Origin of the sequence: Bacillus sp. 491mf (assembly GCF_900112415.1) — a bacterium.
Lineage (GTDB): Bacteria > Bacillota > Bacilli > Bacillales > Bacillaceae_G > Bacillus_A.
This window is the reverse complement of record NZ_FOLV01000001.1, coordinates 473,904-500,319: the sequence shown is the minus strand read 5'-3', so window position 1 is coordinate 500,319 and position 26,416 is coordinate 473,904. Positions and strand designations below refer to the sequence as shown.

Annotated in this window: 22 protein-coding genes, 2 pseudogenes and 2 other annotated features; of the genes and pseudogenes, 5 read left to right on the top strand and 19 right to left on the bottom strand. The window is 35.7% G+C overall.

What is annotated here, in order from left to right:
* Nucleotides 1–48: 48 nt before the first annotated feature.
* Nucleotides 49–3,153 carry an isoleucine--tRNA ligase gene (ileS, locus tag BM211_RS02615; protein WP_090994949.1) on the bottom strand — a complete coding sequence of 1,035 codons (3,105 nt, stop codon included), beginning with the start codon at nucleotides 3,151–3,153 and terminating at the stop codon, nucleotides 49–51.
* A gap of 55 nt (nucleotides 3,154–3,208) precedes the next feature.
* Nucleotides 3,209–3,450, bottom strand: a binding site (T-box leader).
* Between the two features lie 202 nt (nucleotides 3,451–3,652).
* On the opposite strand from ileS, the gene BM211_RS02610 reads away from it, so the two are divergent.
* Complete coding sequence (locus BM211_RS02610) at nucleotides 3,653–3,889, top strand: hypothetical protein (protein WP_090994946.1); 237 nt, start codon at nucleotides 3,653–3,655, stop codon at nucleotides 3,887–3,889.
* Between the two features lie 281 nt (nucleotides 3,890–4,170).
* Here BM211_RS02610 and BM211_RS27450 read toward each other — a convergent pair whose 3' ends face one another.
* From BM211_RS27450 to BM211_RS02590, 5 genes are all read right to left on the bottom strand, one after another.
* Nucleotides 4,171–6,492, bottom strand: a complete 2,322-nt coding sequence (locus tag BM211_RS27450; RefSeq protein WP_090994944.1) for a GW domain-containing glycosaminoglycan-binding protein — start codon at nucleotides 6,490–6,492, stop codon at nucleotides 4,171–4,173.
* Nucleotides 6,493–6,952: 460 nt separating this feature from the next.
* Nucleotides 6,953–8,569, bottom strand: coding sequence for an amidohydrolase (locus tag BM211_RS02600; RefSeq protein WP_090994942.1), 1,617 nt, complete (start codon nucleotides 8,567–8,569; stop codon nucleotides 6,953–6,955).
* A gap of 12 nt (nucleotides 8,570–8,581) precedes the next feature.
* Complete coding sequence (locus BM211_RS26655) at nucleotides 8,582–8,746, bottom strand: hypothetical protein (RefSeq protein WP_218160777.1); 165 nt, start codon at nucleotides 8,744–8,746, stop codon at nucleotides 8,582–8,584.
* A 64-nt stretch (nucleotides 8,747–8,810) separates the two neighbouring features.
* On the bottom strand, nucleotides 8,811–10,151 hold the full coding sequence (locus BM211_RS02595) for an aspartate aminotransferase family protein (RefSeq protein ID WP_035433636.1): 1,341 nt from the start codon (nucleotides 10,149–10,151) through the stop codon (nucleotides 8,811–8,813).
* Nucleotides 10,152–10,506: 355 nt separating this feature from the next.
* A complete protein-coding gene (locus BM211_RS02590) occupies nucleotides 10,507–12,096 on the bottom strand; it encodes a PucR family transcriptional regulator (protein WP_090994940.1) in 1,590 nt (529 codons plus the stop codon).
* A gap of 300 nt (nucleotides 12,097–12,396) precedes the next feature.
* Here BM211_RS02590 and BM211_RS02585 point away from each other — a divergent pair, with 300 nt between their 5' ends.
* The gene (locus tag BM211_RS02585; protein WP_035433634.1) at nucleotides 12,397–13,086 is read left to right on the top strand and encodes a YjjG family noncanonical pyrimidine nucleotidase; all 690 of its coding nucleotides are present in this window, start codon (nucleotides 12,397–12,399) and stop codon (nucleotides 13,084–13,086) included.
* Between the two features lie 412 nt (nucleotides 13,087–13,498).
* Here the strand turns inward: BM211_RS02585 and BM211_RS02580 are convergent, their stop codons facing one another.
* The 12 genes and pseudogenes from BM211_RS02580 to BM211_RS02525 form a co-directional block, all read right to left on the bottom strand.
* Nucleotides 13,499–14,107 carry a GNAT family N-acetyltransferase gene (locus BM211_RS02580; protein WP_177206875.1) on the bottom strand — a complete coding sequence of 203 codons (609 nt, stop codon included), beginning with the start codon at nucleotides 14,105–14,107 and terminating at the stop codon, nucleotides 13,499–13,501.
* Complete coding sequence (locus BM211_RS02575; protein WP_090994934.1) at nucleotides 14,097–14,834, bottom strand: helix-turn-helix domain-containing protein; 738 nt, start codon at nucleotides 14,832–14,834, stop codon at nucleotides 14,097–14,099. The genes BM211_RS02580 and BM211_RS02575 overlap by 11 nt, the downstream gene beginning before the upstream one ends.
* Before the next feature lie 167 nt (nucleotides 14,835–15,001).
* Nucleotides 15,002–15,160, bottom strand: a pseudogene (locus BM211_RS02570) (DDE-type integrase/transposase/recombinase); the annotation flags it as partial.
* Nucleotides 15,161–15,210: 50 nt separating this feature from the next.
* Nucleotides 15,211–16,899 (bottom strand): arginine--tRNA ligase, encoded by a 1,689-nt coding sequence (argS, locus tag BM211_RS02565; RefSeq protein ID WP_090994931.1) that lies wholly within the window; start codon nucleotides 16,897–16,899, stop codon nucleotides 15,211–15,213.
* A 48-nt stretch (nucleotides 16,900–16,947) separates the two neighbouring features.
* Nucleotides 16,948–17,163, bottom strand: a binding site (T-box leader).
* A 40-nt stretch (nucleotides 17,164–17,203) separates the two neighbouring features.
* Nucleotides 17,204–17,980, bottom strand: coding sequence for a class I SAM-dependent methyltransferase (locus BM211_RS02560; protein ID WP_090994929.1), 777 nt, complete (start codon nucleotides 17,978–17,980; stop codon nucleotides 17,204–17,206).
* A 45-nt stretch (nucleotides 17,981–18,025) separates the two neighbouring features.
* Complete coding sequence (locus BM211_RS02555; RefSeq protein WP_035434617.1) at nucleotides 18,026–18,460, bottom strand: BrxA/BrxB family bacilliredoxin; 435 nt, start codon at nucleotides 18,458–18,460, stop codon at nucleotides 18,026–18,028.
* Nucleotides 18,461–18,544: 84 nt separating this feature from the next.
* Nucleotides 18,545–18,928, bottom strand: a complete 384-nt coding sequence (locus BM211_RS02550; RefSeq protein WP_035434619.1) for a thiol-disulfide oxidoreductase DCC family protein — start codon at nucleotides 18,926–18,928, stop codon at nucleotides 18,545–18,547.
* Between the two features lie 5 nt (nucleotides 18,929–18,933).
* Nucleotides 18,934–20,061 (bottom strand): conserved virulence factor C family protein, encoded by a 1,128-nt coding sequence (locus tag BM211_RS02545; protein WP_090994926.1) that lies wholly within the window; start codon nucleotides 20,059–20,061, stop codon nucleotides 18,934–18,936.
* A gap of 63 nt (nucleotides 20,062–20,124) precedes the next feature.
* On the bottom strand, nucleotides 20,125–20,463 hold the full coding sequence (locus BM211_RS02540; RefSeq protein ID WP_090995014.1) for a single-stranded DNA-binding protein: 339 nt from the start codon (nucleotides 20,461–20,463) through the stop codon (nucleotides 20,125–20,127).
* A gap of 161 nt (nucleotides 20,464–20,624) precedes the next feature.
* Nucleotides 20,625–21,356 (bottom strand): Bax inhibitor-1/YccA family protein, encoded by a 732-nt coding sequence (locus tag BM211_RS02535; RefSeq protein WP_035434624.1) that lies wholly within the window; start codon nucleotides 21,354–21,356, stop codon nucleotides 20,625–20,627.
* Between the two features lie 76 nt (nucleotides 21,357–21,432).
* Entirely contained in the window at nucleotides 21,433–23,325 is a 1,893-nt protein-coding gene (locus tag BM211_RS02530; protein WP_090994923.1) for an ABC-F family ATP-binding cassette domain-containing protein, read from the bottom strand.
* Nucleotides 23,322–23,969 carry an HD domain-containing protein gene (locus tag BM211_RS02525; protein ID WP_090994921.1) on the bottom strand — a complete coding sequence of 216 codons (648 nt, stop codon included), beginning with the start codon at nucleotides 23,967–23,969 and terminating at the stop codon, nucleotides 23,322–23,324. Before BM211_RS02525 ends, BM211_RS02530 begins: the two co-directional genes overlap by 4 nt.
* Before the next feature lie 123 nt (nucleotides 23,970–24,092).
* Here BM211_RS02525 and BM211_RS02520 point away from each other — a divergent pair.
* Nucleotides 24,093–24,422 (top strand): annotated as a pseudogene (locus BM211_RS02520) (hypothetical protein); the annotation flags it as partial.
* A gap of 444 nt (nucleotides 24,423–24,866) precedes the next feature.
* Here BM211_RS02520 and BM211_RS02515 read toward each other — a convergent pair.
* Complete coding sequence (locus BM211_RS02515; protein ID WP_090994915.1) at nucleotides 24,867–25,241, bottom strand: hypothetical protein; 375 nt, start codon at nucleotides 25,239–25,241, stop codon at nucleotides 24,867–24,869.
* A gap of 297 nt (nucleotides 25,242–25,538) precedes the next feature.
* Here BM211_RS02515 and BM211_RS02510 point away from each other — a divergent pair, with 297 nt between their 5' ends.
* Complete coding sequence (locus tag BM211_RS02510) at nucleotides 25,539–25,823, top strand: TIGR04197 family type VII secretion effector (protein ID WP_090994910.1); 285 nt, start codon at nucleotides 25,539–25,541, stop codon at nucleotides 25,821–25,823.
* A 41-nt stretch (nucleotides 25,824–25,864) separates the two neighbouring features.
* Nucleotides 25,865–26,227 (top strand): DUF3958 family protein, encoded by a 363-nt coding sequence (locus tag BM211_RS02505; protein WP_090994907.1) that lies wholly within the window; start codon nucleotides 25,865–25,867, stop codon nucleotides 26,225–26,227.
* Nucleotides 26,228–26,416 lie beyond the last annotated feature (189 nt).

Sequence of the window (26,416 nt, the reverse complement as noted above, 5' to 3'; positions counted from 1 at the left end):
CATTTTCTTTAAAAGAAAAAACAGAGCGTACACTCTGTTTTTCTTCTCTTATATTTCGTTCGCTCGAAGATGAATTAATACCTGCTTATTCCCTATTTGAATTTTTTCTGCTTGTTGCACCTTTTCCTTGATGAATAATTGTTTCATTAGTAAGTTTTCTCGCAGTAATTCTTTATACTTCATCATTACATCCTGTAATTCCTCGTCACATTCAACTTCAATGTCTACTCGCAAATTTACTGGCAAATTCAATTGTTTGCGATATTCCTGTACAGCGCGAATAAATTCTCGCGCCATTCCTTCTTGAAGCAATTCATCCGTTACATGCGTATCCATCATAACGGTATATACTCCGTTCGTAGCATCAGCAAATCCTGTTTTCGGTACTTTTTCAATAAACACATCTTCTAATGTTACTATGACAACTTCTCCAGACGACAATTGACATGCTCCATTTTCATCTTTTAGAAACACTTTTACTTCCTCATTAGATACATTTTGCAACCAATGATTGACCGTATTAATTTGTTTTCCGAATTTCGGGCCTGCTTGTTTAAAGTTTAATTTTAACTGATATGATATATAATCCGCTTCACTATGTTCGATTGTCACTTCTTTCACGTTTAACTCATCCATTACAATCTCTTTATAAGAATTCCAATCCATTTCTTGCTTCGTATTCTCAAATACAACTAGTTTTGCTAATGGCTGTTTTACTTTTAATGTATGTTGATTACGAATGCTACGTCCAAGCTCAACTACTTGTAAAACAGCTGCCATCTCTCTTTCAAGCTGTATTTGAATTAGCCCTTCTTCACATACTGGATAATCTGCTAAATGAACACTGCTACCTTCTAAATGAAAATGAATATCCTCTGCTAAAAATGGTGTGAACGGTGCAAGCAACTTACTAATCGTAACAAGTACTTCGTGAAGTGTCGTGTATGCTGCCGCTTTTTCAGCATCCATACCAGATGCCCAAAAACGATTACGCGAACGTCTTACATACCAATTACTTACTTCTTCCACTAATAATGCTATTTCACGCGCAGCTGTTGTAAATTGATAATCTTCTAAAGCGATGCTTACTTTTTGAATCGTACTATGCAGTCTCGATAATACCCATTCATCTAGTTTTGTTTTCTTTGTATGATATTCTTGTTTTGGATTGTATCCATCTAAATCCGCGTACAATACGTAAAAACTGTATACATTTAACAACGTATCTACGAGTTTTGATTTTGCTTCTTGTACAGTTCGTTCTGAAAATCGCTTTGGATTCCACGGTGCACTATCTACAAGAAGTGCCCATCGCAAGGCATCCGCTCCAAATTTCTCTACTAAATCTACTGGGTCTAACGCATTCCCTTTACTCTTTGACATCTTTTGCCCATTTTCATCCAACACATGCCCAAGTGATAATACACGCTTATACGGAGCTCTTCCAGTATACAGCGTAGACACTGCAAGTAAGCTATAAAACCAGCCTCGCGTCTGATCAATTCCTTCAGCAATAACATCCGCTGGAAATTGCTTTTCAAATACATCTTTATTTTCAAATGGATAATGGTACTGCGCAAACGGCATTGAACCGCTATCAAACCAAACATCAATTACTTCTGGTGTCCGTTTCATTGTTTCACCGCATTTTAAACAACTGATTTTCACTTTATCTACATACGGTTTATGCAGTTCAATATTTTCATCAACCGTGCCAATTGCATATTTTCTTAATTCTTCAATGCTTTTCGGCGCAAATTGATGATGACAAGCTTCACACTCCCACACATTAAGCGGTGTACCCCAATATCGTTTTCGACTAATGTTCCAATCAACCATGTTTTCTAAGAAATTACCAAACCGGCCATGTTGAATATGCTCTGGATGCCAAGTTACTTCATTATTATTTTGTAAAAATTGCTCTTTTAAAGCAGTTGTTCGAATGAACCAGCTTTCATTTGCATAATAAAGTAGCGGTGAATCACAGCGCCAACAGTGCGGATAACTATGCTCATACTTCTCCTTATGATAAAGAAGACCATGCTCAGCTAAATAGCGAACAATATCAACATCACACTCTTTTACAAATTTCCCTTGTAAAAAAGGAACTTCGGATGTATATTCTCCCTTCTCGCTGACAACATTCACAAATGATAGACCATGCTCTTGGACTACTTTATAATCATCTTCCCCGTATGCAGGTGCAATATGAACAATTCCAGTACCGCTATTAGCTGTGACAAAATCAGCATTTACGACATAATGACCATTTGTAACTTCTGCAAATTGAAATGGCGGTACGTAAGAAAGGCCTATTAACTCACTTCCCCTGTGAACAGATAGCACGTTATACTCTTGCTGCAGTACATCTTTTGCTAACTCTTTCGCAACAATATATACAGCTGCTCCTTGCTGGGCCCTCACATATTCCATCTCAGGATGAACTGCTAGCGCTACATTAGCTGGAAGCGTCCATGGCGTTGTTGTCCAGCCGAGAATATACTCGCTTTCCCGATCTGTAAGCTGAAATTTAACTGTTGCACTTAAATCCTTCACCGTTTTATATCCTTGCGCAACCTCATGTGAACTCAATGACGTTTGGCAGCTTGGGCAATATGGAGAAACGCGGTGACCTTTATACAGCAATCCTTTTTCATGAATCGTCCCAAGAACATGCCAAACACTTTCAATATAGGAATTATCTAACGTGATATACGGCGCATCCATATCAACCCAGTACCCAATACTCTCTGTAAACTCACGCCACTGCTTTTCATACGTAAATACACTCTCTTTACATTTTGCTAAAAAAGCTTCTACACCGTACTTTTCAATATCATGCTTACCAGAAATACCGAGCTGTTTTTCAACGCCTAATTCCACTGGTAATCCATGTGTATCCCACCCAGCCTTACGCACCACTTTATATCCTGTCATCGTTTTATATCTTGCAACTAGATCTTTAATGGTCCTCCCTAGGGCATGACCGACATGCGGAAGTCCATTCGCAGTTGGCGGTCCTTCATAAAATACGAAAGATTGTGCACCTTCACGATTTCGAATCGATTGCATAAAGGTATCCTGTTCATTCCATTGCTTGCGAATTCGTACTTCTCTCCTTACAGCTGCTTCTTTCACATCTACCTTTTTCATCTACAATCACTCCTTAAGAAATAATTAAAAGTACACAAAAAACCCGTCCCTAATCATTAGGGACGGGTTTACCCGCGCTACCACCCTACTTCTATTGATCAATCGTTCATCAATAGCACTCAGCAACGTACAATCATACGCGTTCCTTGTAACGGTAGACAACCGTTCGAACTTACTATGTTCAGTTCGACTCCTCGGAGATGATTTTCAAATATATACCGAACACCGGCTTTCAGCAAAGCACCGGCTCTCTGGGGAACAGTGATACATTTTACTCGTTCTCGTCATCAGATTTGTATACTTTTATTATCAGTTATTTTATTCCAATAGAGCAGCAATTGTCAATTAATTTAGAAATTTTTTCTGAGTTGCATTTATTTCATCTTTATTTACTACTTCATTCTACATCTTTAAGAACGTTACACGAATAACAGCATGCCGCATGGTTAAACTACTGAAAGAACCAAAGATGGTTATTATCAGGAAAAGTGGTGTTTTTATGTCAGATTTTTTAGAGCCAATCGAATATGAAACAGGTACAGCCATTCAAACCTTCAACATTATAGAAACAAACGTTACTACTGATGGATATGAGGTGCTGTTGAATATCGATTTAGACAGTGGCTACGAATTAGAAAATGTGAGAATGCAAATTACCAATGAAGAATTAGCAGGATACGAAACAAGTGATATTCATGAGGGAGTAAAATATGCGTTAGGATTTTTTGATAATTAATTATATGATGTTTTTACTTTCTTATTAGCCGTTATTCCCCCTGTTTTGGACGCTTATTAAAATAATCTTTTCTTGTGATACCGAAACAAGGGGGGCACTTTTGTACAATGAAGAACGCATTCTATAAAAACAACATGACGAAATAAAGAGAAATTTTGTGAAACAATCATTAAAAATAGTATATATCTAAAATTTATTTCGTTGAAATACTGATTGACACTAACCTTTTTTATTCATTCATATAAAAAGGTAGAGTCATTCTTTAAACTCTACCCAATACTCTAATATGAAATAGCTCGTCTATTTTGTGTAGACCAATTGTTATAAAAGTCAGACCAATACATAGAAGCGTTTTTCTCACCAGTCCAAGGATCGTTATAATAAAAATAGTTTTCATCATACCCTACAAGCGTAATAGCATGGACTGTAAAACCATGCATAGTCATCCAAACGACAACAGGTTTCCCAGCGTCTAAATTGCTTTTTATTTCTAAACCAGTTAGATTTATTGCACTACCTGTGTATTTACGTACTAAATCCATTAAAGCTGGAGGATATATAGTCCAACCTTTACCGAAAGGATTTCCTACAAAACCTTGATTGGGATCAAAACTAGAATATGGCATTTCGTATGCAAGTTGAACTTTATCTACGTTCGCACCTGCATATTGTAACATCATCGCTACTGACGTTATCTCACAACCGGATACTAAATTCCTTGCTGGAATATAAGGGTCACGTTGACTAATAATTGGTACATCCAAATACGGGTAAGCAGAACCTTGTACAACTGCTCTACTATCTATCCAATTTAAATTACCTTTAGAGTTTTTAAAACCATACCATGTGACACCATTATAATTTACAGATAATTTCACATTCAAGTTTTTATGAATAAAATCTGAAGCCGAACCTACAAAAGAAGCATTTTGCATTCCGTAAGGTCTAGTCCATACTGCATGACCTTGATTATTTTCTATATGATAAGTCTCATTCATTTCTATTATGTTAGATGCATTAGAAACTGTTTTAGAGTCAATCCAACCAACTTCTTTACCGTCTACCATAAAATGATACCAAACTGTTTGTTCTCTAGTAAAACTACCAATTACTTTAATAGGTTTATTTACATAATTATTTGCAGAACCTACATATTTAGCGTTCTCTTCACCATAAGGTAAAGTCCAAACAGAATGACCGTATGTATCTCCTAATAATACAGTTTTATTTTCTTCATTAATCACAAGATTAGATAATGTTCTTGAATCAATCCAACCTAGTACTTTATCCTCTAATTTGATCTTACTCCACACAACATTATTTTTCTTTATTTTTTGGATAACTTTAACTTGTCTAAAGCTATAATCACTTACTGATGCAATCCAGTTAGCACCATACTCCCCATATGGTACACTCCAAATGCCGTCAGAAGGTTTTGCAGAACCACCAATGAGTGCTGAACTATTTTCAATCGGTAAATTTTCCAGGTCAGTTACAGCTTTATCACCATCTATCCAACCTACTATCCCTTTATCATTTTTAACTTGATACCAGGTTGTAGCTCCCTTTTTAACTGTCTTTATTACTTGTAATGTTTGATAAGCATAATCATTAGTTGAACCTAAATATTGAGCCCCCGTCACACCATAAGGTTTTGACCATACCCCATTACTGTTTGTATTTCCAATTGTTACAGAGAAATTAGCAGGTTGTGCTCCATCTTTGTCTAATGCTTTACCATCAACCCAACCTATTACTTTACCGTCTACACTAAATTGATACCAAGTTGTATCTCCAAAATTTGCTTTTGCTATTAATTTAATGTTATCGTATGCATATTTGTCTGAAGTACCTACATAGTTTGCACCCTTAACACCATACGGTAAAGACCAAATACCATTATTATTTGTCGCACCCATTATAGAGTCTTGATTTATTTCTTGTATGTTCGATAATTTACTTAATACTTTACTATCTAACCAACCTATCGTTTTACCGTCTACACTAAATTGATACCAAGTTGCATTATTTACTATCATTTTTTGAATCAATTGAACTATTTTTCCTGCATACTTATTTGTAGAATCAATATAGCTTGCACCTTGTAACCCATATGGTACAGACCAAATACCATTACCTTGTGAAAACTCAATAATTTGAGCCTCTTGTACATTTGTTGTGTTAGGTTGCGAGTTAGATGATTTATTATCTAACTGTGTTTTGACCTCATTACTTTGCATGTTATATGATTTAGCACTGTTATCTTGTTGACTATTTGATTCTACATCTACACCCTGTACATTTTCTGATTTAATATTACTATCTTGTAGATTTTGTGTAGTATTCGCTTTAACTCCGTCAGTTTGTGAATTATCTTTTTTCATACTATTTTCTTGCGATTGTTCTTGTTTAACACCATTATCTTGCTGTTCATTTGATTCAATATCTTTACCTTGTATGTTTCCACCAACTTGATTATCTTGTACTTTTATATTGTTTTCAGCTTTTATAACCGTTGGCTCTGATAAAAATAAACATGCCCCAGTTACTCCGATCACCGCAACTGATTTACTACATACCTTTAACGTATTATTTTTACTCATAATTGTTATCCCCTAATATATTTAAATTAAAAGTTTAATTGATTTGTTGTTGTTTTATTCAAATCTCTAAAAAGTATAAAATATTTTGTGTAAATAAATAAAAACGTAAAAAAAGAAGCTCTTTTCTTTGTAGGATTGAGCAACCCCACTAAATTCACAGAAAAGAGTCCTTCCTATAAATCAGTTTACATCAAAAATCACCAAACAACTAGCCCAAAAACAAGATAGAACAAAGATTTTCATGAGCACTTTGAACTTACTCTCGCTTCTGTCCATCGTCACTTAAACCTTGGATTGAAGTTTTAGCAAAGGTCATGAAAAAAAGAACAAAAAGATAAACAATTTGGAAGCTTCATTTTATAAAATGAAGCTTCCAACAGTTATCCCTTACCTATCTTCCTTGCTTTAACCTTAAAATTTTGGGTCTTACTGCCATCAAATAGTGGGACAAAGTTATACGCTATCCGATTAAAGAAGTTGAATGCTGAAATACAATTTTACCGTCTAGCATGGTCAATTCAGCCTGTATGTCTTTGATTTGTTCATGAGGAACATTTAAAATCGCCTTATCCAAAACAACTAAATCTGCAAGTTTTCCTACTTCGATGCTGCCTTTCATCTTTTCCTCAAAACTTGCGTAAGCGCCATTCCATGTAAAGAGTTTAATAGCTTCCAAAACGCTAATCCGCTGGTTGGCTCCGACCTCCTGCCCCGATGAACTTAAGCGGTTAACAGCGACATGAATACCATGAAGTGGGTCTGGCATGATAACCGGGCTATCTGAAGCAGCTGCAGCAATGACACCAGCATCAATGTAATCACGAAGGGGATACATATGATTTACTCGTTCACCATAATGTTTTATATACCCTTCCCCAAACTCATAGAAGAACCCAGGATTAGGAATCGGAATGACTCCTAACTTCTTCATGCGAGTCAATAAGTCCGGCATTGCCAGCCCCGCATGTTCAATCCGGTGCCGGTGATTTGACCGCGGATATTTTTCCAGTGCACGCTCCATACAAGTAAGTAACATATCAATTGCGCGATCTCCCTGTGCATGTGCTGTAATTTGAAATCCTTTTTCGTGTGCTTCTCCTAATATCTCATCTAGTTGCTCCTGACTATAGTAAAGAATTCCACAATCATTCGGATTACTTGTGTATGGTTCCCTCGTCGCAATTGTCGGACCGGTGCTCGCACCATCCATAAATATCTTTGCAGGACCAATTTTAAACCACTCGTTCCCCGCTCCTGACAAAATACCGGCATCTATCATTTTCTTAATGTAAATTTCAGGATGGTTCAGTTCACAGATCATGGCATAAATCCGTGTCTTCACAGCACCAGAAGCAACCGCTTTCTGCATGGCCCTAAATACGGAAGCACCGTATGAGCCCGCATCATGAATACTCGTTATTCCTAATTTAACAAACTCATTACTAGCTAGAATAAGCCCGTTGATCAGTTCCTCTTCGGAAAATTGCGCGAGTGCATACATACTCATATGAGCGGTTTCATATAACAGTCCGTTAAGTTCACTGTTTTCATCCCGCCCAATGATTCCCCCCTCCGGATTAGGAGTACTTTGAGATAAGCCAGCTAATTCAAGTGCTTTGCTGTTTACTACCGAAATGTGACCGCAAGTACGTCCTACGATAATTGGATGCTCCCGGGAAATTTCGTCAAGCTCCCATCTTGTCGGAAACCGCTTTTCTTCAATTATATTTTCATTAAACCCCCATGCCCGAATCCATTCCCCTTTAGGGATCCGATTCGCCGCTTCTTTCCCCTTTGCCAGAAAATCACGTATGGATGTCAAATGCATTTCTTTAAAATCAATGCCGAGCTTATTCGTTCCGATAATTGCCATGTGCAAATGGGAATCAATGAAACCAGGCAGTAAACTCTTTCCTTCCAAATTTATGACATGCGTGCTGTCATGAATATATTTCTTTATTTCCTCGTTTGTACCAACTGCAATAATTTGATTCCCTTCTATCGCAACCGCTTCCAAAATTCTGTTTTGGTCATCGACTGTAATAACTTCACCGTTTAAAAACACATGATCTGCCATTTTAACTCCCCCTTACATCATTGTTTTTTTTGTCTCTTCTTTTTGAACAAACAACTGATGACCCTCTTCAAGCTTTCGTGTTATCATGCTGACTCCCAGCATGATAATCGTATTTACAAACAAAGCAATAAACGCAACCAATTCAAAATAAACAATGTAAACAAGTGCATTTCTCATTAATGTACTTGTTCACACTGTATCATTTCTAAGTTTTTTATCGTCTTATTAATTTAGATTAAACCTATTCAAGTTCCGCTACTGCTTTTTTAATTGTTCTAACGATAAATTCAAAGTCTTCTTCTGTAATGTTTAATGGCGGAGCAAGCATGAGTACATTGTTATATCCTGCAACCGTATCACCGTTTTTACCAATGATCAATCCTTGCTTTTTACAAGATTCAATTACAGTATTGACCTTCTGTATATCTGCCGGCTGTTTCGTTTTTTTATCTTCAACGAGCTCAATCCCTATTAAAAACCCTTTACCCCGTACATCGCCGACATATGGATAATTTTTTAATTCCGACAATTCACTAAGGAAACGCGCACCTAAAACCCTTGCATTTTCAATGAGGTCTTCCCGCTCCATAATCTCTAGATTTTTCAGTGCAACTGCACAGCTCGCTGGATGTCCACCGAATGTATTCACATGACGAAGGTGATCATATTCTTCCGTTCCTTTAAACGCTTCATAAATATTTTTTCTTACAGCGGTTGCAGATAATGGAAGATAAGAACTCGTTAGTCCTTTTGCCATTGTGATAATGTCTGGTTTTACACCATAATGCATAAACCCAAATTTTTCTCCTGTTCTACCAAAGCCGCAAATTACTTCATCCACAATAAGAAGTACACCATGCTTTTCACAAATTGCTTTTACTTTCTTCATATAGTCTTCAGGGGGCATAAGTACACCTCCGCCGCTAATAATCGGTTCCATAATGACTGCGGCAACGGTTTCTTTTAACTCCCACGTAATGACACGATCGATTTCTTCAGCAAACTTAAGATTTTCTTCTTTCGTATGACGATAAGAATCAGGCGGTGCAACATGTAAAAAACCTTGTCCTAACGGTTCATATTTATACTTACGCTGCGCTTGCCCCGTTGCAGCAAGAGCACCCATTGAATTGCCGTGATAAGCGCGATAACGTGAAATAAATTTATAGCGATTGTATTCACCGAACTGCTGATGATACTGGCGGGCAATTTTAAACGCTGTTTCATTCGCTTCAGAGCCACTATTGGAGAAGAAGATGACATATTCATCACCAAGCCATTCATTTAACTTCTCTGCTAATTGAATAGCTGGTACGTGACTTTGGGATAATGGAAAATATGGGACATCTAAAAGCTGTTGGTAAGCTGCTTCCGCAAGCTCTTTACGGCCATAGCCAACATTCACACTCCATAAACCAGACATGCCATCTAAATAACAATTCCCTTCAATATCAGTTACTTTCGATCCTTTTGCATCTGTTATAATCATTGAAGGAGCACCTGCATTATAACGGCGCATTGCATGCCAAACGTATTGCCCATCTTTTTTTACAAGCTCTTGTTGCTCGTCAATTTTTTGCATAGTTATTCCCCTTTCTTTCATACTGTGCTGTTAACATTTTTTTCTTCAACTTGTTTACCTGTAGATTCTCCCCACTGTCCACCAATGTAATTTTTTAGCGTTTGTGCAATGTTAGTTGCTACCACAATGAAAACCTACTGCTCTGAAATAACAATCCTGTGCATTTATTATATCTAAACAAGAAAGCGCATTCAGTAGACATTATGTAAATTGATTTTTGAGATAATCACTACATTTTGGTGATATCCAATCGATTTATTTACAAATAGTCTAAAGAAAGAAGTCATAGAATACGCGTTTCAGCATACTTGATCTTCCCTTATGGCTAAGAAAGATTCGATAAAGTGAAACTTAATTACGATTTAGAAGCAGATACGTAATCATATGCAGTAATCGCAAATTCGATCGCTTGTCGTTTATGAAACTCCATAAAATCTTCGCCTAAAAGTTCATTTATTTTTTGAAGTCGTTGATAAAGAGTCTGCCGAACGATATATAAATTTGTTGCTGTTTCTTGTTTGGAACCATTGCATTTAAGATAAGCTTTTAAAGTTTCCATTAGTTTCCCGTTATTCTTCTCATCATGAATGCGAACAGGATCTAAATAATCAGAGATAAAATCATCAAGTGCTCCTTGTTCGTCTGCTATTAATACGAGACGAAAGATATGTAGGTCATCATAAAAGTAACTCTCGTGCCCTTTTGGCATGTTCTCCTGAATGATTAATGATTCTTGTGCCGTGTGATAACTCTTCCTTACATGACTTAGTTTATCGATAAACTTACCGACACCAAATTGGATCTGACCCGCCTTGTACTTTTCCATTAATTCTGTTTTTTTCAAATGATTGATTCCCGCTTCGACTCTCCATTTCCAATCACCCGTTTTTCGCTTGTTCAGCAATATGAACATCATTTGATTTTTCCTTACAGTAGTTAAAAGGAAGAAACCTTGATTTTCAAATATAGAGCGAAAAAGTATTTTTAAATAAGTAAAATCCGAGTTTTTTTGATCATAGTCTTCGATTTTACAGAGTAGTACAATACAGCCGTTTACTTTAAGGTTCGGCTCAAGATCAGCAATGTATCTATGAATTCGTTCTTCACTATGTGTTCCATCAAGCCATTTTTGAATCCATTCTATTTCATCAGCCTTTTTCCGTTCTTCAACATATAACTCACGTAATAAATTTTGCGCCAACGCAGTGGCAGTTCGGTCTACTATAAGTGATTCAAATCCATGTAATTCGGATTTGGAAATAACGAAGAGTTCTGCAAATGTTTTCTCTAAAGCTCGGATTGATTGACAAAAAATAGTCATGTCATTTTGCATGTTATCTTCCCTTAAAAGTTTAATGATTTCCTCTTGTTCATCAGATGTTTTTTCGGAAACAATTAGGATTTCACCTTCTTTTGAACAATACACTACTGTCATTTGTAAATAATTATGTAACAGCTGTAAGATTTTTGATTGTGAATTAGATGTAAGAAGCAACTGATTTAACTGATGTGAATAAACTTCTAAATCTGAAATCAGTTGATAGTGTTTCTTCAATAAAAGAGTGTGCACATCTTGTGTAATATCAACAAACCGTACTTCATGATAGAAAACTATTAATGGAAAATCATGACGATCAGCAAATTCTATAATTTCTTGTGGTACGTCAGTCATATACATTCCTAATTCAACACAAAGCCCAGCAGCGTTAGAGGAAATAAACTCTTTAAGTAACGAAAGAAATACTTCTTTATCTCCTTTCCATCCAACCCCTGTAGAAAGAATAAGCTCATTTCCATTTAAAAGATTTCCAATTCGAGGTATTTCCATAATATGAATCCATTTTACCGTTCGGAAAAGGCCTGCTTTCCCTGCTATCACTTCTGCATTTTGAAAATGCTTATGCTTTAAAATTTCTTGTACTGATAATTCAACCCCAGTATTCATTTTATCGGCACCTCTTTACAGTTTAAAAACTTTAACTCTAATATATATTAATATCTTATTTGAAAATTCAAAATTAATCAAAAATAATTAGTGCTAATTACAGATAATCTTCCTTTGCTCAATTCTTCTTATAATCTCTGCTACATATGACATATGTCATATACAACACGTAATAAATACTGTAATTTATTAAGTATTGTAAAACCTGGATTTTGCGTATAACAAAAGCTATTATGAGTACGTTTATAAGACTTTTTATAGAAGAAAACTACAAAAACTAACTATATTTGGAGGATTACTATGAAGTACGAAGTAATAATATTTGATGCAGATGAGACTTTATTTGATTTTAAAAAATCTGAAAAAGATGCTTTTAAAAATACGATGCTGGCGTTTCATATAGAATATGATGAAAGTTATCATTTGGAAGTATACAAAGAAATAAATACAGCTATATGGAAAGAGTTTGAGGACGGGCTTATTACTCAGAAAAAGTTAAGTTTTGAAAGATTTAAACGGTTGTCCGACAAATTAAATACGGAATTTGATGAAGTTAAATTTGCACAATTATATATGAAACATCTATCTCATGCATCTTTTTTATATGATGAAAGTATAGACCTTGTAGAAAGTCTCCATAAAGATTATAGACTTTCTATCATTACCAATGGTCTCAAAGATGTTCAAGATCATAGAATACGGAAATCTATTATCGCAAAATTCTTTGAAGATATAGTAGTCTCCGAGGATGTTGAGGTATCGAAGCCAGATTCTAAAATATTTGAACACGCTTTAAACAATTTAAAGCATACTGACAAAAGCAAAGTATTGATGGTAGGAGATAGTTTAACTTCTGATATACAAGGCGGAATCAATTTTGGGATAGATACGTGTTGGTTTAACCCTAATCAAATTGTAAATACATCAGAATTAAAACCTACCTATGAAATTGCAAATTTGCTGGAGCTTAAAAATTTACTAAAAAAATAGATATATTAAGAAGAGAAAGTAATTGATGCTCCTTCAATTTGTACTACGACAATTATTATCGTTACTGGAATCTCCATATTCTAAACATTAGTTTTCTGGCAATTATATTTATCCCGCATTAACGGGCAGTAATACTCCCGCCTCAAAATTCAGTGGATGCAAAGAAGTTAGATGGGAGATAAACTGCCCGTAAAAGCCCGATTGGTTCAACTAATAATCAGTGGGGGATGAAGAAAACCCCCACTGATTAAAGTTTCACTTTATCACCGTTACGAAGATAAAATTTCTAGTTCTATTTTAAATATGAACATAGATGTATACCAAGTACATCTATGTTCATATTCTTTTCATATTGAAAATAGCCTACTTAGCTAGAGAAGTAATCACAACACACAATATGATTGTGACGCTTTTAATTGTTTTTTTCATCGCTTGCCTCCACTTTCTTTTTCATTACTAACCAATTTTCTTCTCCTAAGAACCATTTTGTTAATACATATCTTTCTGTGTTGTGTATTTTAAAACCATAACGCTGATACAGGTGTATGGCAATTTCATTCGTTTGAGACACATAAAGCTTTACTGTACTTTTATTTTCGAATTTTGCTATCTTCATTACTTCGTCTAAAATTTTCATCCCATATCCTTTACCACGAAATCTCTTATTAATTGCAAAAAAGCTTAAATATAGTTCATCCTTTTGGGGCTTAGTATAAAGTAGCCTCATCGCTAATTTCCATCTAAGTTTCTCCAAAAAAGGAAAATATCCATCCTTATTCTCTTTATTAAAGTTCTTTTCGGGAAAATTCGAAGCATTTACTCCAAAAATACCTACAATTCCATTATCACCATCAATCACAGAAAAACGTTTTTCTGTGATTTGATCGTATGATTCTAAATACATATCAATTTTTTGATTATCATTTGTCCCTAAAATTTTTGTCCATTTGGAAATGAAAGACTCTCTCAAAAGCATAACTTCTTCGTTTTTATCATATTTATTGATTTCTTTAATTATCATCTTCATCCCCCTTTGCCGGCATTAAAATTTCTAGTTCAAGAATGTCACCACTAATAAAAATTTCATTTGAATATTCTATGGCATATATCGGAAAGTTCTCTTTAGTAATAATAGTAAGTAACCGTTCCTCAAACTCCTCATCCGTTCCTCCATGTATATATAATGATTTATATAGCCCCTCTTTCATTACAAAATCTGCATTACCATCTGTTTTTATACATAAGTGATACGTATCTTCTTCAAAAACATAAAAGATATCATTACCAAACAATAAAGTTGATAACTTCATCTCATAAACATCTTTTGCAGTTAGATTCTCATCTGCTCTTAATGTAATAATTTTTTTCAAATGAATATTTTCTACATACTTTGTTGAATCTATCTTTTCTTTTGTCAAGTTATTCATATGATATTCTATAGATTTTTGAATTTCAGTTAACCTTTTGATTTCATCAATAATTTCATTCGATTTTTCATTTAATAGATTCAGGTATTCTCTTTTTTGATAAGTTTTAAATATATCTTTAATTTGAATAATTGAAATATTTAAATTTCGTAACATCAGTATTTGGGCAAGTTGATAAATTTCTTTAAGAGCATATTTTCTGTACTTATTTTTATCAACATAGGACGGAAACAATAGCCCTTTTTCTTCGTAATATCTTATTTGATGATGACTAATGTCAAAAATTCTAGCCAATTGATTTATTGTAATTGTTCCTTTCATGCTATCCCTCTTTTCTATTCCAAATATAAACTATAGGGTTAACCTAATGTCAAAATAAAAAAATCCTTTTTCTGTTTACGAATAATAAAGTTATTTAATTTTCTCTTTATAAAAAAGGTTCTTGTGGAAATATAGGAAGAAGAACACGGATACTAATAGATTCCTACAGGTTTTTTATCTGCTGTTATTACGCGAGGTTTAGAAACGTACAAAAAAGCCAAGGCTTTCTTGAAAAAGCACTTGGCTGCTTGTTTATCCCTTGATTTACTTCAATAAAAATCAATGGTGTTCCCTTCTGAATCAACGGCGTGATATAAATACGTCCATTATCCCTTTAGATTAATAATTGTAAAGGGGCAATTCTCTTTTACATCTATTACATCTCCTCAGGCGCTTCAATCCCAAGTAATCGTAACCCTTCTTTTAATACAACAGCCACCGCATTTACAAGTGCAAGTCTACTTTCTTTCTCTGCATTTTCTTCTAAAATACGAACGTTACCGTAATATTTGTTAAACGCTTGCGCCACGTCTAATAAATATTTTGCAATATGAGATGGCTCATATTTCGCAAAAGCTGTTTCAATGACTTGCGGGAAGCGATGAAGCAGTTTTATCAATGTCCAGCTTATATCATCTGTTAACTGTAATTCTTGTTTTTCAATATCCATATCGCTTTTTTTCAACAGCGAACAAGTACGCGCATGCGTGTATTGTACGTATGGCCCTGTTTCCCCTTCGAATTTCAACATATTTTCAAGCGAAAATTCGATATTATGCATACGTTCGTTTTTTAAGTCATGGAAAATAACTGCGCCAACCCCGACTTGTCTCGCTACTTCAGCTTTCTTCTTTAAGTTAGGATTCTTCTCTTCAATATTTTGCTTTGCAAGCGTAATTGCTTCTTCTAATACCTCTTCTAGTAAAACAACTTTCCCTTTACGAGTAGACATTTTCTTACCATCTTTTAAAATAAGTCCAAATGGAACGTGAGACATGCCTTCTACCCACTGGAATCCTAATTTCTTTAGTACAGTGAAAAATTGTGAGAAATGTAAGCTTTGTTCATCTCCAACGACATATAGAGCTTTATCAAACTTATACGTATTTTGACGATATAGTGCAGCTGTTAAATCACGTGTGGCATATAGAGTAGCTCCATCTGACTTTTTAATTAAACATGGCGGCATTCCTTCTGCTTCTAAATTAACAACTTGTGCTCCGTCTGATTCTTCTAGTAAACCTTTTTCTTCTAGAAGCGTAACGAAATCATCCATCTTATCATTGTAAAATGCTTCCCCTTGAAAATTCGAGAATTCTACGCCAAGCAGTTCATAAATGCGAGAGAATTCTTTTAACGATTCATGACGGAACCAGTTCCACAAATATACCGCTTCTTCGTTGCCATCTTCCAGTTTCTTAAACCAGGCACGACCTTCTTCTTCAAGCATTGGATATTCTTTTACTTCTTCATGAAAACGTACATATAACTTAAATAACTCACGAATCGGATCTTCTCTAACAAGCTCTTCATCGCCCCATTTTTTATAAGCAGTAATGAGTTTTCCAAACTGCGTTCCCCAGTCGCCAACGTAGTTAATACCTACAACTTCAAAACCACATTTTTCACATATTTGTTTTAATGCATTTCCAATCATTGTAGAACGTAAATGTCCCATCGAAAACGGCTTCGCGATATTAGGAGATGAATAGTCAATTACAACCGTTTTTTCTTGTCCAAAGTACAACTGTCCATATTCTTCTTTTCCGTCTAATATTGTATTTAACACTTCATTACTAACAGTTTGACGATCAAAGAACACATTTACATATGGTCCAACCGCTTCTACTTTTGTAAAAAATGGGTGAGATAATTGATCTGCTAGTTCCTGCGCAATAACTGCTGGAGATTTTTTATATTGCTTTGCTAATGTAAAACAAGGAAAAGCTGCATCACCAAACTCATCTTGCTTTGGTGTTTCAATTAAAGCAGCAATTTGTTCTAATGATAAACCTGGTTCTAATACGTCGAATACATGCTTTGCAAACTTCATTTTATATTCCATCAGTATCTTCCTCCTTTTTATCAATAAAAAAACTCGCCTCTTTTCTAAAAAAGAGACGAGTTTACACCCGTGGTACCACCCTTGTTGTTCATTACGAACCACTTTCCCGTTTATAACGAGGTTAGGGAGCCCCGGCTTACTCTACTATACCGTTCAAGCAGCATCTCCGAAGTGCGCTTCATTATTTTCTCTGCACTAGGCTTTCACCGTCCCTAGCTCGCTTTTGCTTCTGAAAATAATTACTCTCTTCATCCAAGATTTTCTATACAATTTATTATAATCTATTATACATATTGTCTAATAATTAGCAAGTTTCAATCACACCAAAATGAAATTTTGCGCTTTTTCGTTTGTAGACTGAGAAGTTATGTTTTTCAAAACGCATGCTGCGAAAATGATCCTTTAATACAACACGTTTTCGCGCTACACGCTTAGCCTCTTTAATTGTCTCATTTGTAATATCATTGTACAATGCAAAATGCTTTAAACCACGAATCCCATCAGATTCTAATACTGTTTCTTCAAACATCGGATCTAAATATACGACATCATAACTATGATCAGCACATTGCTCTAAAAAAGATAAATGCTCCGTATGCTTTACAGTAATTCGCTGCATCGCTTCGGTAATTTCTGTTACACCTGCATCCCACTGCTGAATACCTTTTTCAATTAAATACGCCATATAGCGATTACCTTCTAACCCAGTGACCTGTCCTGCTTCTCCTACAGCATAACTTGCCACAATGCTATCAGATGCCATGCCAAGTGTACAATCTAACACCGTCATCCCTTTTTCTAGCTGCGCAGCTTGCAGAAATGGATCATGTTCACCGCGCATTAATCGCTTCACACGAAACATCGCTGAGTTCGGATGAAAAAAGAACGATTCTTCCGTTCCTTGCGGGTAAATCGCTAATCGATTTTTCCCTGCAACAAGTACATCTTGTTTATATTGCTCATGTAATTCATAAATTGGACGATCATTTCTCACAAGAAAAGAACTTTGCAAATCTGCTGCTATTTTTTCAGCATATGCAGTCATTTCTTTATTTGTTCGTCCAGCTGTCGTTACAATCATTCTTTCACCTCAATACTAAGAAAAAGGGAGAAAATCTCTCCCTTTTTAGCAATGCTTTTCAAAAGCTTGTTCTAAGTTTTGAATAATCTCTTCCATTGTTGCACCTTCAATTTCATGACGGTGAACGAAGTGAACAACTTCTTTTCCTTTTAATAGTGCCATAGATGGTGAAGATGGCGGAATTTCATCAAAGTAAGAGCGCATCATCGCTGTTGCCTCTTTATCTTGACCTGCAAATACAGTAACAAGGTTGTTAGGTTGCTTCTCAGAACGCACAACCGCTTGACCAGCTGATGGACGCGCTAAACCTGCTGCGCAACCACAAACAGAGTTCACAACAACTAATGTAGTTCCTTCTGCATTTTCCATGTATTCTTGGACACCTTCTGCCGTTGTTAATTCTTTAAATCCTGCGCGTACTAATTCTTGACGCATCGGAATTACCATTTGGCGCATATATTCTTCGTATGCATTTGTCATGTTACCAATCTCTCCTTCAACTTTCATTCCAAATTCATCATATCACGCTCTAATACTAGACGCAAAAGAAACATCATGACTTTCTTATTTTTTCCTTGGGATTTCACAAACACCATTTTTACAATGTCCAACAGGGACAATTTCCCTTTTTGTTGCAATATAATCATATACTACATGACCAAATCCGAAAAGAATTGATAGTTTAATAAAAGGTACGATTGCCCAGTAAGCTGGAATTACTTTCGCTAAGACATATACACTTTGAATCCCTTTATACCAGCGGGCATCCTTATAAATGTATAAATGTTTCTCCATGTTTTGCTGCATCTCTTCTGATAAACAATATTGCTGAACAACTTCTTCATCGCGAAACGAAACAAATGTTATTTTTCCTTTTTTATCTAGTTCCTTCGTTCGATTTGCAACCTTTGTACACATCGGGCACCAACTATCGTAAAAGACAATCATAGTTATTATTCCCCTTTTCTGTACTCCGTCATTTGCTTCCATACAGAACCTTTAGCCTCTTCACCGCCTTCAATACGTTCAAGTGCTAAACGTGCTTGCATTGCTACTTCAAATTCTGGATCCTCTTGCGCTACGCGAAGTGCTGGGATTGCACTTTCGTCACCAATTTCAAACAGAAACATTGCCGCACGCCAACGTACAAGTTTACTTGAATCTTTTAACGCTTTAATCATCACAAACATTGCAGCAGGATCACCGATATCTGATAAGCAATCACCTGCTGTGCGGCGTACACTAACTGATTTATCTAATAATACCTTATAGAGTAAAGGCAAGACACGTTCCCCTTTGACCATTCCTAAATAAGCAGTTGCTAAGCGGCGAATCGATACTTTTTCATCTTCTAGCGCTTTCTCTAATACAGGAATATCTTCTTCTGTTGGATCCATTTGTTCAAGCGCTGCATAGCGTTTTGTCCAATCAGAATCATTCATCATTTCCTCTGTTACTTTATATGGCTCACGCTTTGTAATCGTTACTTCTACTTCCCCTGCCTGCTGTAATAATTCTTGGACAATTGCCTCTACACGATCGATTGGATACGTTGCAACAACCTCTTCCGCAACTTCTTTTCCAATCTCTTCAAAACTACCATAACGTGTACTTTGCTCCATCCATTTACGCTCTTTCACAACATTCGGCGCTGTCATTTGCACTTTCATAATCGCTTCTTTAAAACGGTCTGGTAACCCTACGCGTTCTTCAGTTGTACCATCGGTTAGTTTCACTTGCATCGGAATGGTAAAGAACATTTGAATAAACACTTTCACTTCCCCAAAATGGGCATTCTGTTCTTGTTCGCTCTCTGTTACGACTTCTTCACCGAAGACCGCGCGTACTTGCTGTAAAATATGTTTCCAGTCAAATTTCGCATTACGCTCTACTGCTAAAAAGTCCGCTACATGATATACACCTTTTACACCTTCAATTTGCAAAATTTGCTGCACTCTCTCTGGAGCCTCTATTGCATTATCACGCGTATAATTGTTTCGTGCTCCTGCTGGTAGTACTTCATTTAAAATAACCTTCATTGTATTTGGACTTGGTGTCGGTTCAATGCCTTTAATCCTCACGTAATTTCTCTCTCCTTTATTGCTGTTCTTAGCTGTATTGTAACATGTTCTCAATTAAGACTCCTACTGAGGTGCTTGCTCTTTTTTCTTCTCTAAAAATGTAATTCTTTCAATCACAACTTCTGTCTTATATATTCTCTTACCACTCTCATTATTGTATTGACTCGTATGAATATGTCCTGTTATACCAACAAGTTCCCCTTTTTTGCAGTACATTGTTACATTTTCCGCTGATTTCCGCCAAATCATGCAATGAATAAAATCTGCTTGTTGCTCTCCTAAACTATTACGAAATCCTCTATTTACCGCAACACATATACGTGCATAAGCAATTCCTTGCTTTGTATAGAATAACTCTGGATCCTTTGTTAATCTGCCAATTAACGCAACTCGATTCATCATACGATTCATGTCACCTCTTCGTTTTTTTCTTTATTGTAGAAAAAACGAGATGTGTAGTAAAAAATGTAAAAAAATATTTTTCCATATAAAAATGCGTCTTTATCTCTATAAAATTCCAAAAAGAAATCCTGCATGATACAATCATGCAGGATTTCAGTACGTTAATCATTTTTTACAAAATAAGAAACGAAACGTAAAATTTCTAAGTATAACCAAACTAATGTCATCATTAAGCCCATCGCACCGTACCACTCCATATATTTTGGAGCGCCGCCGCGTGCACCGCCTTCAATGAAATCGAAGTCTAACATTAAGTTTAATGCAGCAACAACAATTACAACTGCGCTGACAATGATACCAATTGTTCCGCCTTGATGTAAGAATGGAACTGGCACGCCAAATAGCTGTAAAACGAAAACGGTTAAATACATAATCGCAATTCCAAACGTTGCTGCCATTACACCCGTACGGAACTTATCAGTCACTTTCACAACACGCGTCGCATATAACACTAACATTGCTAGTAAAATAGAGATTGTTAATAGCACTGCGTGTAATATAATATAATCACCAAACTTCATTGTATATATAGCGGAAATACTGCCTAAAACAATTCCTTCCACTGCTGCATAAATTGGTGCTGTAATTGGTGAAATACGCGGTACGAATATCGCTACAAATGCGATAATTGTCGCAATAATTAATGCACCAAATAACACTGGCATTTGCATTTTATTTTGCATCATCTGCATATACGAGTACACAGACGTTCCTAATAACAATATGAGCATAATAAACGTTTTAGCAACAGCACCACCGACTGTCATTGCTGAAGTACTTACGCCCTCTTTACGAAACGTATCTTTCTTTAACATTGGATTAGATGTGCGCATATTTTCCCTCCTAAAATAGATTCTACCAAATAGTGTAAAGGTTTTCTCTTTACATTTCAACATATGCAGCTTGTTTTTACTTTAATCCTTCTACAATGTCAGATAATTCACTCCAACGCTCCATAGTCTGTTCTAATTCTTCTTCTGTTCGCTGCTGCTCTTCAGAGAGTTGCTGCGCTTTCGTATAATCAGCGCCCACTTTTTCTAATTCTTCTGTAATGCTTTCAATTTTCGCTTCTAATTCTGCGATTTTATCTTCAATCGTTTCCCATTCACGCTGTTCATTATAGGATAGCTTACGTTTTCTTTGTTGTTTTGGCGCTTCTTCTACTTTCTTTTCTTTCTGAACTTCTGCTTTTAATAATGCTTCTTGTGCTTTTTTCTCATCTAAATAATCGCTATAGCTGCCAAAGAAGATGCGAACGTTTCCGTCCCCTTCAAATACAAACAGCTCTTCTGCAATTTTATCAAGGAAATATCGATCATGCGAAACAGTAAGGACAACACCAGGAAACTCTTCTAAATAATCCTCAAGCACGGTTAATGTTTGCGTATCTAAATCGTTCGTCGGCTCATCTAAAAGCAAAACATTCGGTTCTCCCATTAAAATACGCAATAAATATAATCTTCTTTTTTCACCACCTGATAATTTGCTAAGCGGTGTACCATGTGTGTGCGGTTCGAATAAGAAACGTTCTAACATTTGCGAAGCACTGATCGTTTTTCCATCTGTCGTATGAATCACTTCAGCTGCTTCTTTAATATACTCAATCATCCGCTGATTTAAATTCATATCTTCATTTTCTTGCGTATAGTATGCGATTTTTACCGTTTGCCCAACTTCAATCTCACCGCTGTCCGGTGTGATTTTACCAGCAAGCATGTTTAATAGAGAAGATTTCCCACTGCCATTCGCACCGATAATACCGATACGATCCCCTGGTTTCACTATATATTGGAAATGATGAAGAACCGTTTTATCACCAAATGTTTTTGTCACATCTTTTAATTCCAATACTTTCTTTCCAAGTCGGCTGCCTCCAAGTGCAATATCAACGTTTTGTTTTGCACTTGGTCCTTCTTGCTTTTGCAATTCTTCAAAGCGCTGAATACGTGCCTTTTGCTTCGTAGAGCGTGCCTTCGCACCGCGGCGAATCCAAGCAAGTTCACGGCGATATAAGTTTTGACGCTTTGCTTCCTGCGCTATTTCTTGTTCTTCTCGAAGTGCTTTCGCTTCTAAAAAAGCACCGTAATTTCCTTCATAGCTATATAACTTGCCATTTTCTAATTCAAAAATACGGTTCGTTACACGATCTAGAAAATAACGATCATGCGTAACAAGTAAAACGGCTCCTGTATAACGTGATAAATATTCTTCTAGCCATTCTACCGTTTCATGATCAAGATGGTTCGTCGGCTCGTCTAAAATTAATAAATCTGGTGTTTGAATAAAACATTGCGCCATCGCAATACGTTTTTTCTGTCCGCCCGATAAATTCCCAACTTCCGCAGAGAAATCAGTAATACCGAGCTTTGTTAACAATGATTTTGCATTTGCATTCGCTTCCCAAGCATTCATTGCATCCATACGCTGCTGAACTGCGAATAATGACTCCTGCGCTTTTTCACTTGTTGGATTTTTTTCTAAGTTCAATAATGTTTGCTCATACTCACGAAGAAGACGAATTAACGGTGTATCACCATGAAACACTTGCTCTAGTACAGTTAAATTTTCTTTAAAATCTGGTTGCTGTGATAAATAACTAATCGTATACCCACGTGTATGCGTCATTTCCCCTGTATCTGGAATTTCTACCCCCGCAATAATTTTTAATAGCGTTGACTTACCTGTTCCATTTACACCGATAATACCAGCGCGCTGCCCTTCGGCAATACTAAAAGATAGGCCATTAAATAATGGTTTATCTCCATATGATTTCGATACATTTTCAACTGTTAACATTCTCATATTTGTGCATTCCACTCTTTCATAAATTGATCAATAAATTGCTCCATATAGCGATGACGCTCTGTTGCCTCTTCCTTCGCTGCATCTGTATTCATTAAATCTTTTAACTTCAACAATTTTTCATAAAAATGATTTAGTGATGGTTCATCGCTTTTTCGATATTCTTCCTTCGTCATCGTTTCACGCGGTGGAGTGTTTGGGTCATACAGTAAACGTCCCTTTGCACCTCCATAAGCAAATGTTCGTGCAATCCCAATTGCTCCAAGTGCATCAAGTCGGTCTGCATCTTGAACAATTTCTCCTTCTAACGTCGCAACAGTTCCGCCATGTCCACCCTTATAAGACATATTAGCAATAATATGAACAATATGCCGTGCATCTTCTTGGCTAACACCTAATTGCTCCAGCCAGTCTGTCACTTTCTTCATACCTGCTTCTTCACTTTCATTTAACTTCTCATCTGCAACGTCGTGAAGTAACGCTGCCATTTCAATAACGAAGCGATTCCCACCCTCTTTTTCAAACAACGCAATCGCTAATTTATGTACGCGTTCAATATGGTACCAATCGTGACCACTTGCATCTTTTTCCAATATGTTTTTAACAAATGTAATCGTTTTTTTAATTTGTTCTTGTTTATTCATAATATCTTCACCCAATTCACTATTGTAACACGCCCTCATTTTTTCATCACATATTTTCTTGTCCGCCCATATTATATGTTGTACTTATGTCATGAAGGAGGAAAAATAATGTTTTACAACTCACAACAACCCTATTATCAACCATATCCTGAACCACTACCACAATACCAGTATCATTATGATCCACGCTTCCCACAGGCCAGCCCTACAATACCAACTGAACCAACTGAACAACAAATCCAGCAATATGCTGCACAATTTCAACACTTAAAACACCCCGTATTAAACCTCGTTAAACCTTGGGTAGAATACGGGGTAAAAGAAGCAAAATATACATCCGTATCACACGCTATGACGGAAATTGCGGCAATCACGTACTTAATTGGAAAAGGTTACAATCCAACAGTTGCTCATTATATCGTTGAATCTTGGGAAAAGAATGAACATTTTTAAAATAATTCATTCTGTTAATTCCATTCACTATAAAACGCCAAAAAACCTAATAAATAAAGGTTTTTGGCGTTTTATGTTCTTCATTTTAATTTTATTAAAATAATACTTTTTCGTCTATTTTCATATAGTTTTATATAGTTTGTGAGCAAAATGTGAGCAACAATGTGAGCACTTCATATACCATCAAATCTTATGATACCAAGCTTTTAAATTCACTTTCTATTTAAAAACATTTAATTTATCCTCTTTCTAAAAACAACTCATTTCAAATTAATTCAACACGGAGAATTATTTTTGCTAGTTGTAGTAAATGGGAAGATAAAGTTTACACCAATGGGGTGACAACAAAATAAGCGACCGTTCTTTATTTCTTCCATTTAAAATTATATGATAAGATCTCCGATGCACAAGAAGTTCAATTCGCTATATAATACAAAGCCCTTCTCACATGAGAGGGCTTTCTAATTTATTCATTGAGTCTCGTGAAAAAGCATCTTCTAAATATCTAAATGCAACAACCTCTTCTTTTGTCATTTCTCTTACATAAATTGATTCCTCACGTGTCAATGGTTCTAATAATACCAATCCAGACATATTTCTATATACCTTTCTAAAATTCACTTTATCTTCCTCGCTCAGAAGTTTACTAAGAAATAGTTCAACAGGAACAGGTGTTAAAAATTTCTTATTTTCATCAATAAGATTAATATCTATGTTGTCATCAATTTCCCGAATGTGAAACAAGAAATCTTTGTCTAGATAAGATACTTGTACTAAATACGATGTTACCTTTTGTTTATCGATTACTGTCAATTCCACTAAAATCTTCCCCTTAATTGTTATTTCGTGTAAAATTTTAACAATTAAACATTGAGGATGTGTAAAATTATGGTTAATTTTTATGTAAAATCTTCTCAAAAAAAGAGCATGAGAAAGAAGAGATTATTCTCTTCTTTTTTATTGTATTTACTTTTATTACTCTTTTAAATTTATATGTAAAATTCCAGTTAGTAGATATTAATAAAATATAAAAATAGTATAAATTTCTTATTAATGTAATCCATCTATGATTTACTAATATGGTATAATTTCCATAATTAATTAAATATAGAGAGGATGCAAGCGACGGGACAATTTCAAAGTAATTCTCAAACAGCACAACAAATTGCTACGCAAATGGGAACCGCTGCTGATACGATTCAAAGTGCCACAAGTAGATCCATAACAAGATCATCACGTACAACGTTATCTATCAACTCCAAAGTACAAGAAGCAAATCAACAAGCTTTAGATGTAACCACACAATTGTATAGCGCCTTTCAACAAGCAGTTCACAATATTCATTCTGTAGCTCAAGATTTTGAGCGTATGGATAACGAACTTCAAAAAATTTTCAAGTGATATAGCAACCTACACGAACATAGAAAAGTAGGAGTGAAAAAATGAGTCTAGATATTCAAAAACAAATCAATCAACTAAATGATAAATTTAGAATTATATCTGAAGACCAATATCAAAATCAACGTGCTATTCAAAAGCAAGAACAGGCGGAAGCAAATTTTTATGAGTGGAAAGGTCAAAGTTATCGACTGTTTGATCCTTTATTAGAAACTTGGCATAACGATAAAGAACTAGGACAATTTTTTCATAATCTGCGTCAAGATACAGGGCAAATTGAACGAAAACTTACATACGAATTGGAAGACCAAAAAGAAACGTTACTAAAAGAAAAACAAAACCTTAGCAACCTAGAAAATGACCTTCACCATCAACGTCAAAAATTAACATTGGAGGTTAAATCATGAGTTTAAACATGTATCTAGGAGAGGTCCAGGCTCAAACACAAAGTATGAATGCTATGTGTAATGCAACGATTCAAGGAATGGAACAAGCCATCAATTCGTTGCGATAGGTAAGACTTTGAAGTTATCTCCATCTTTTCCCCCGCTTAACACCGTGCGTGCGACTTTCACCGCACACGGCGTTCCATCTTA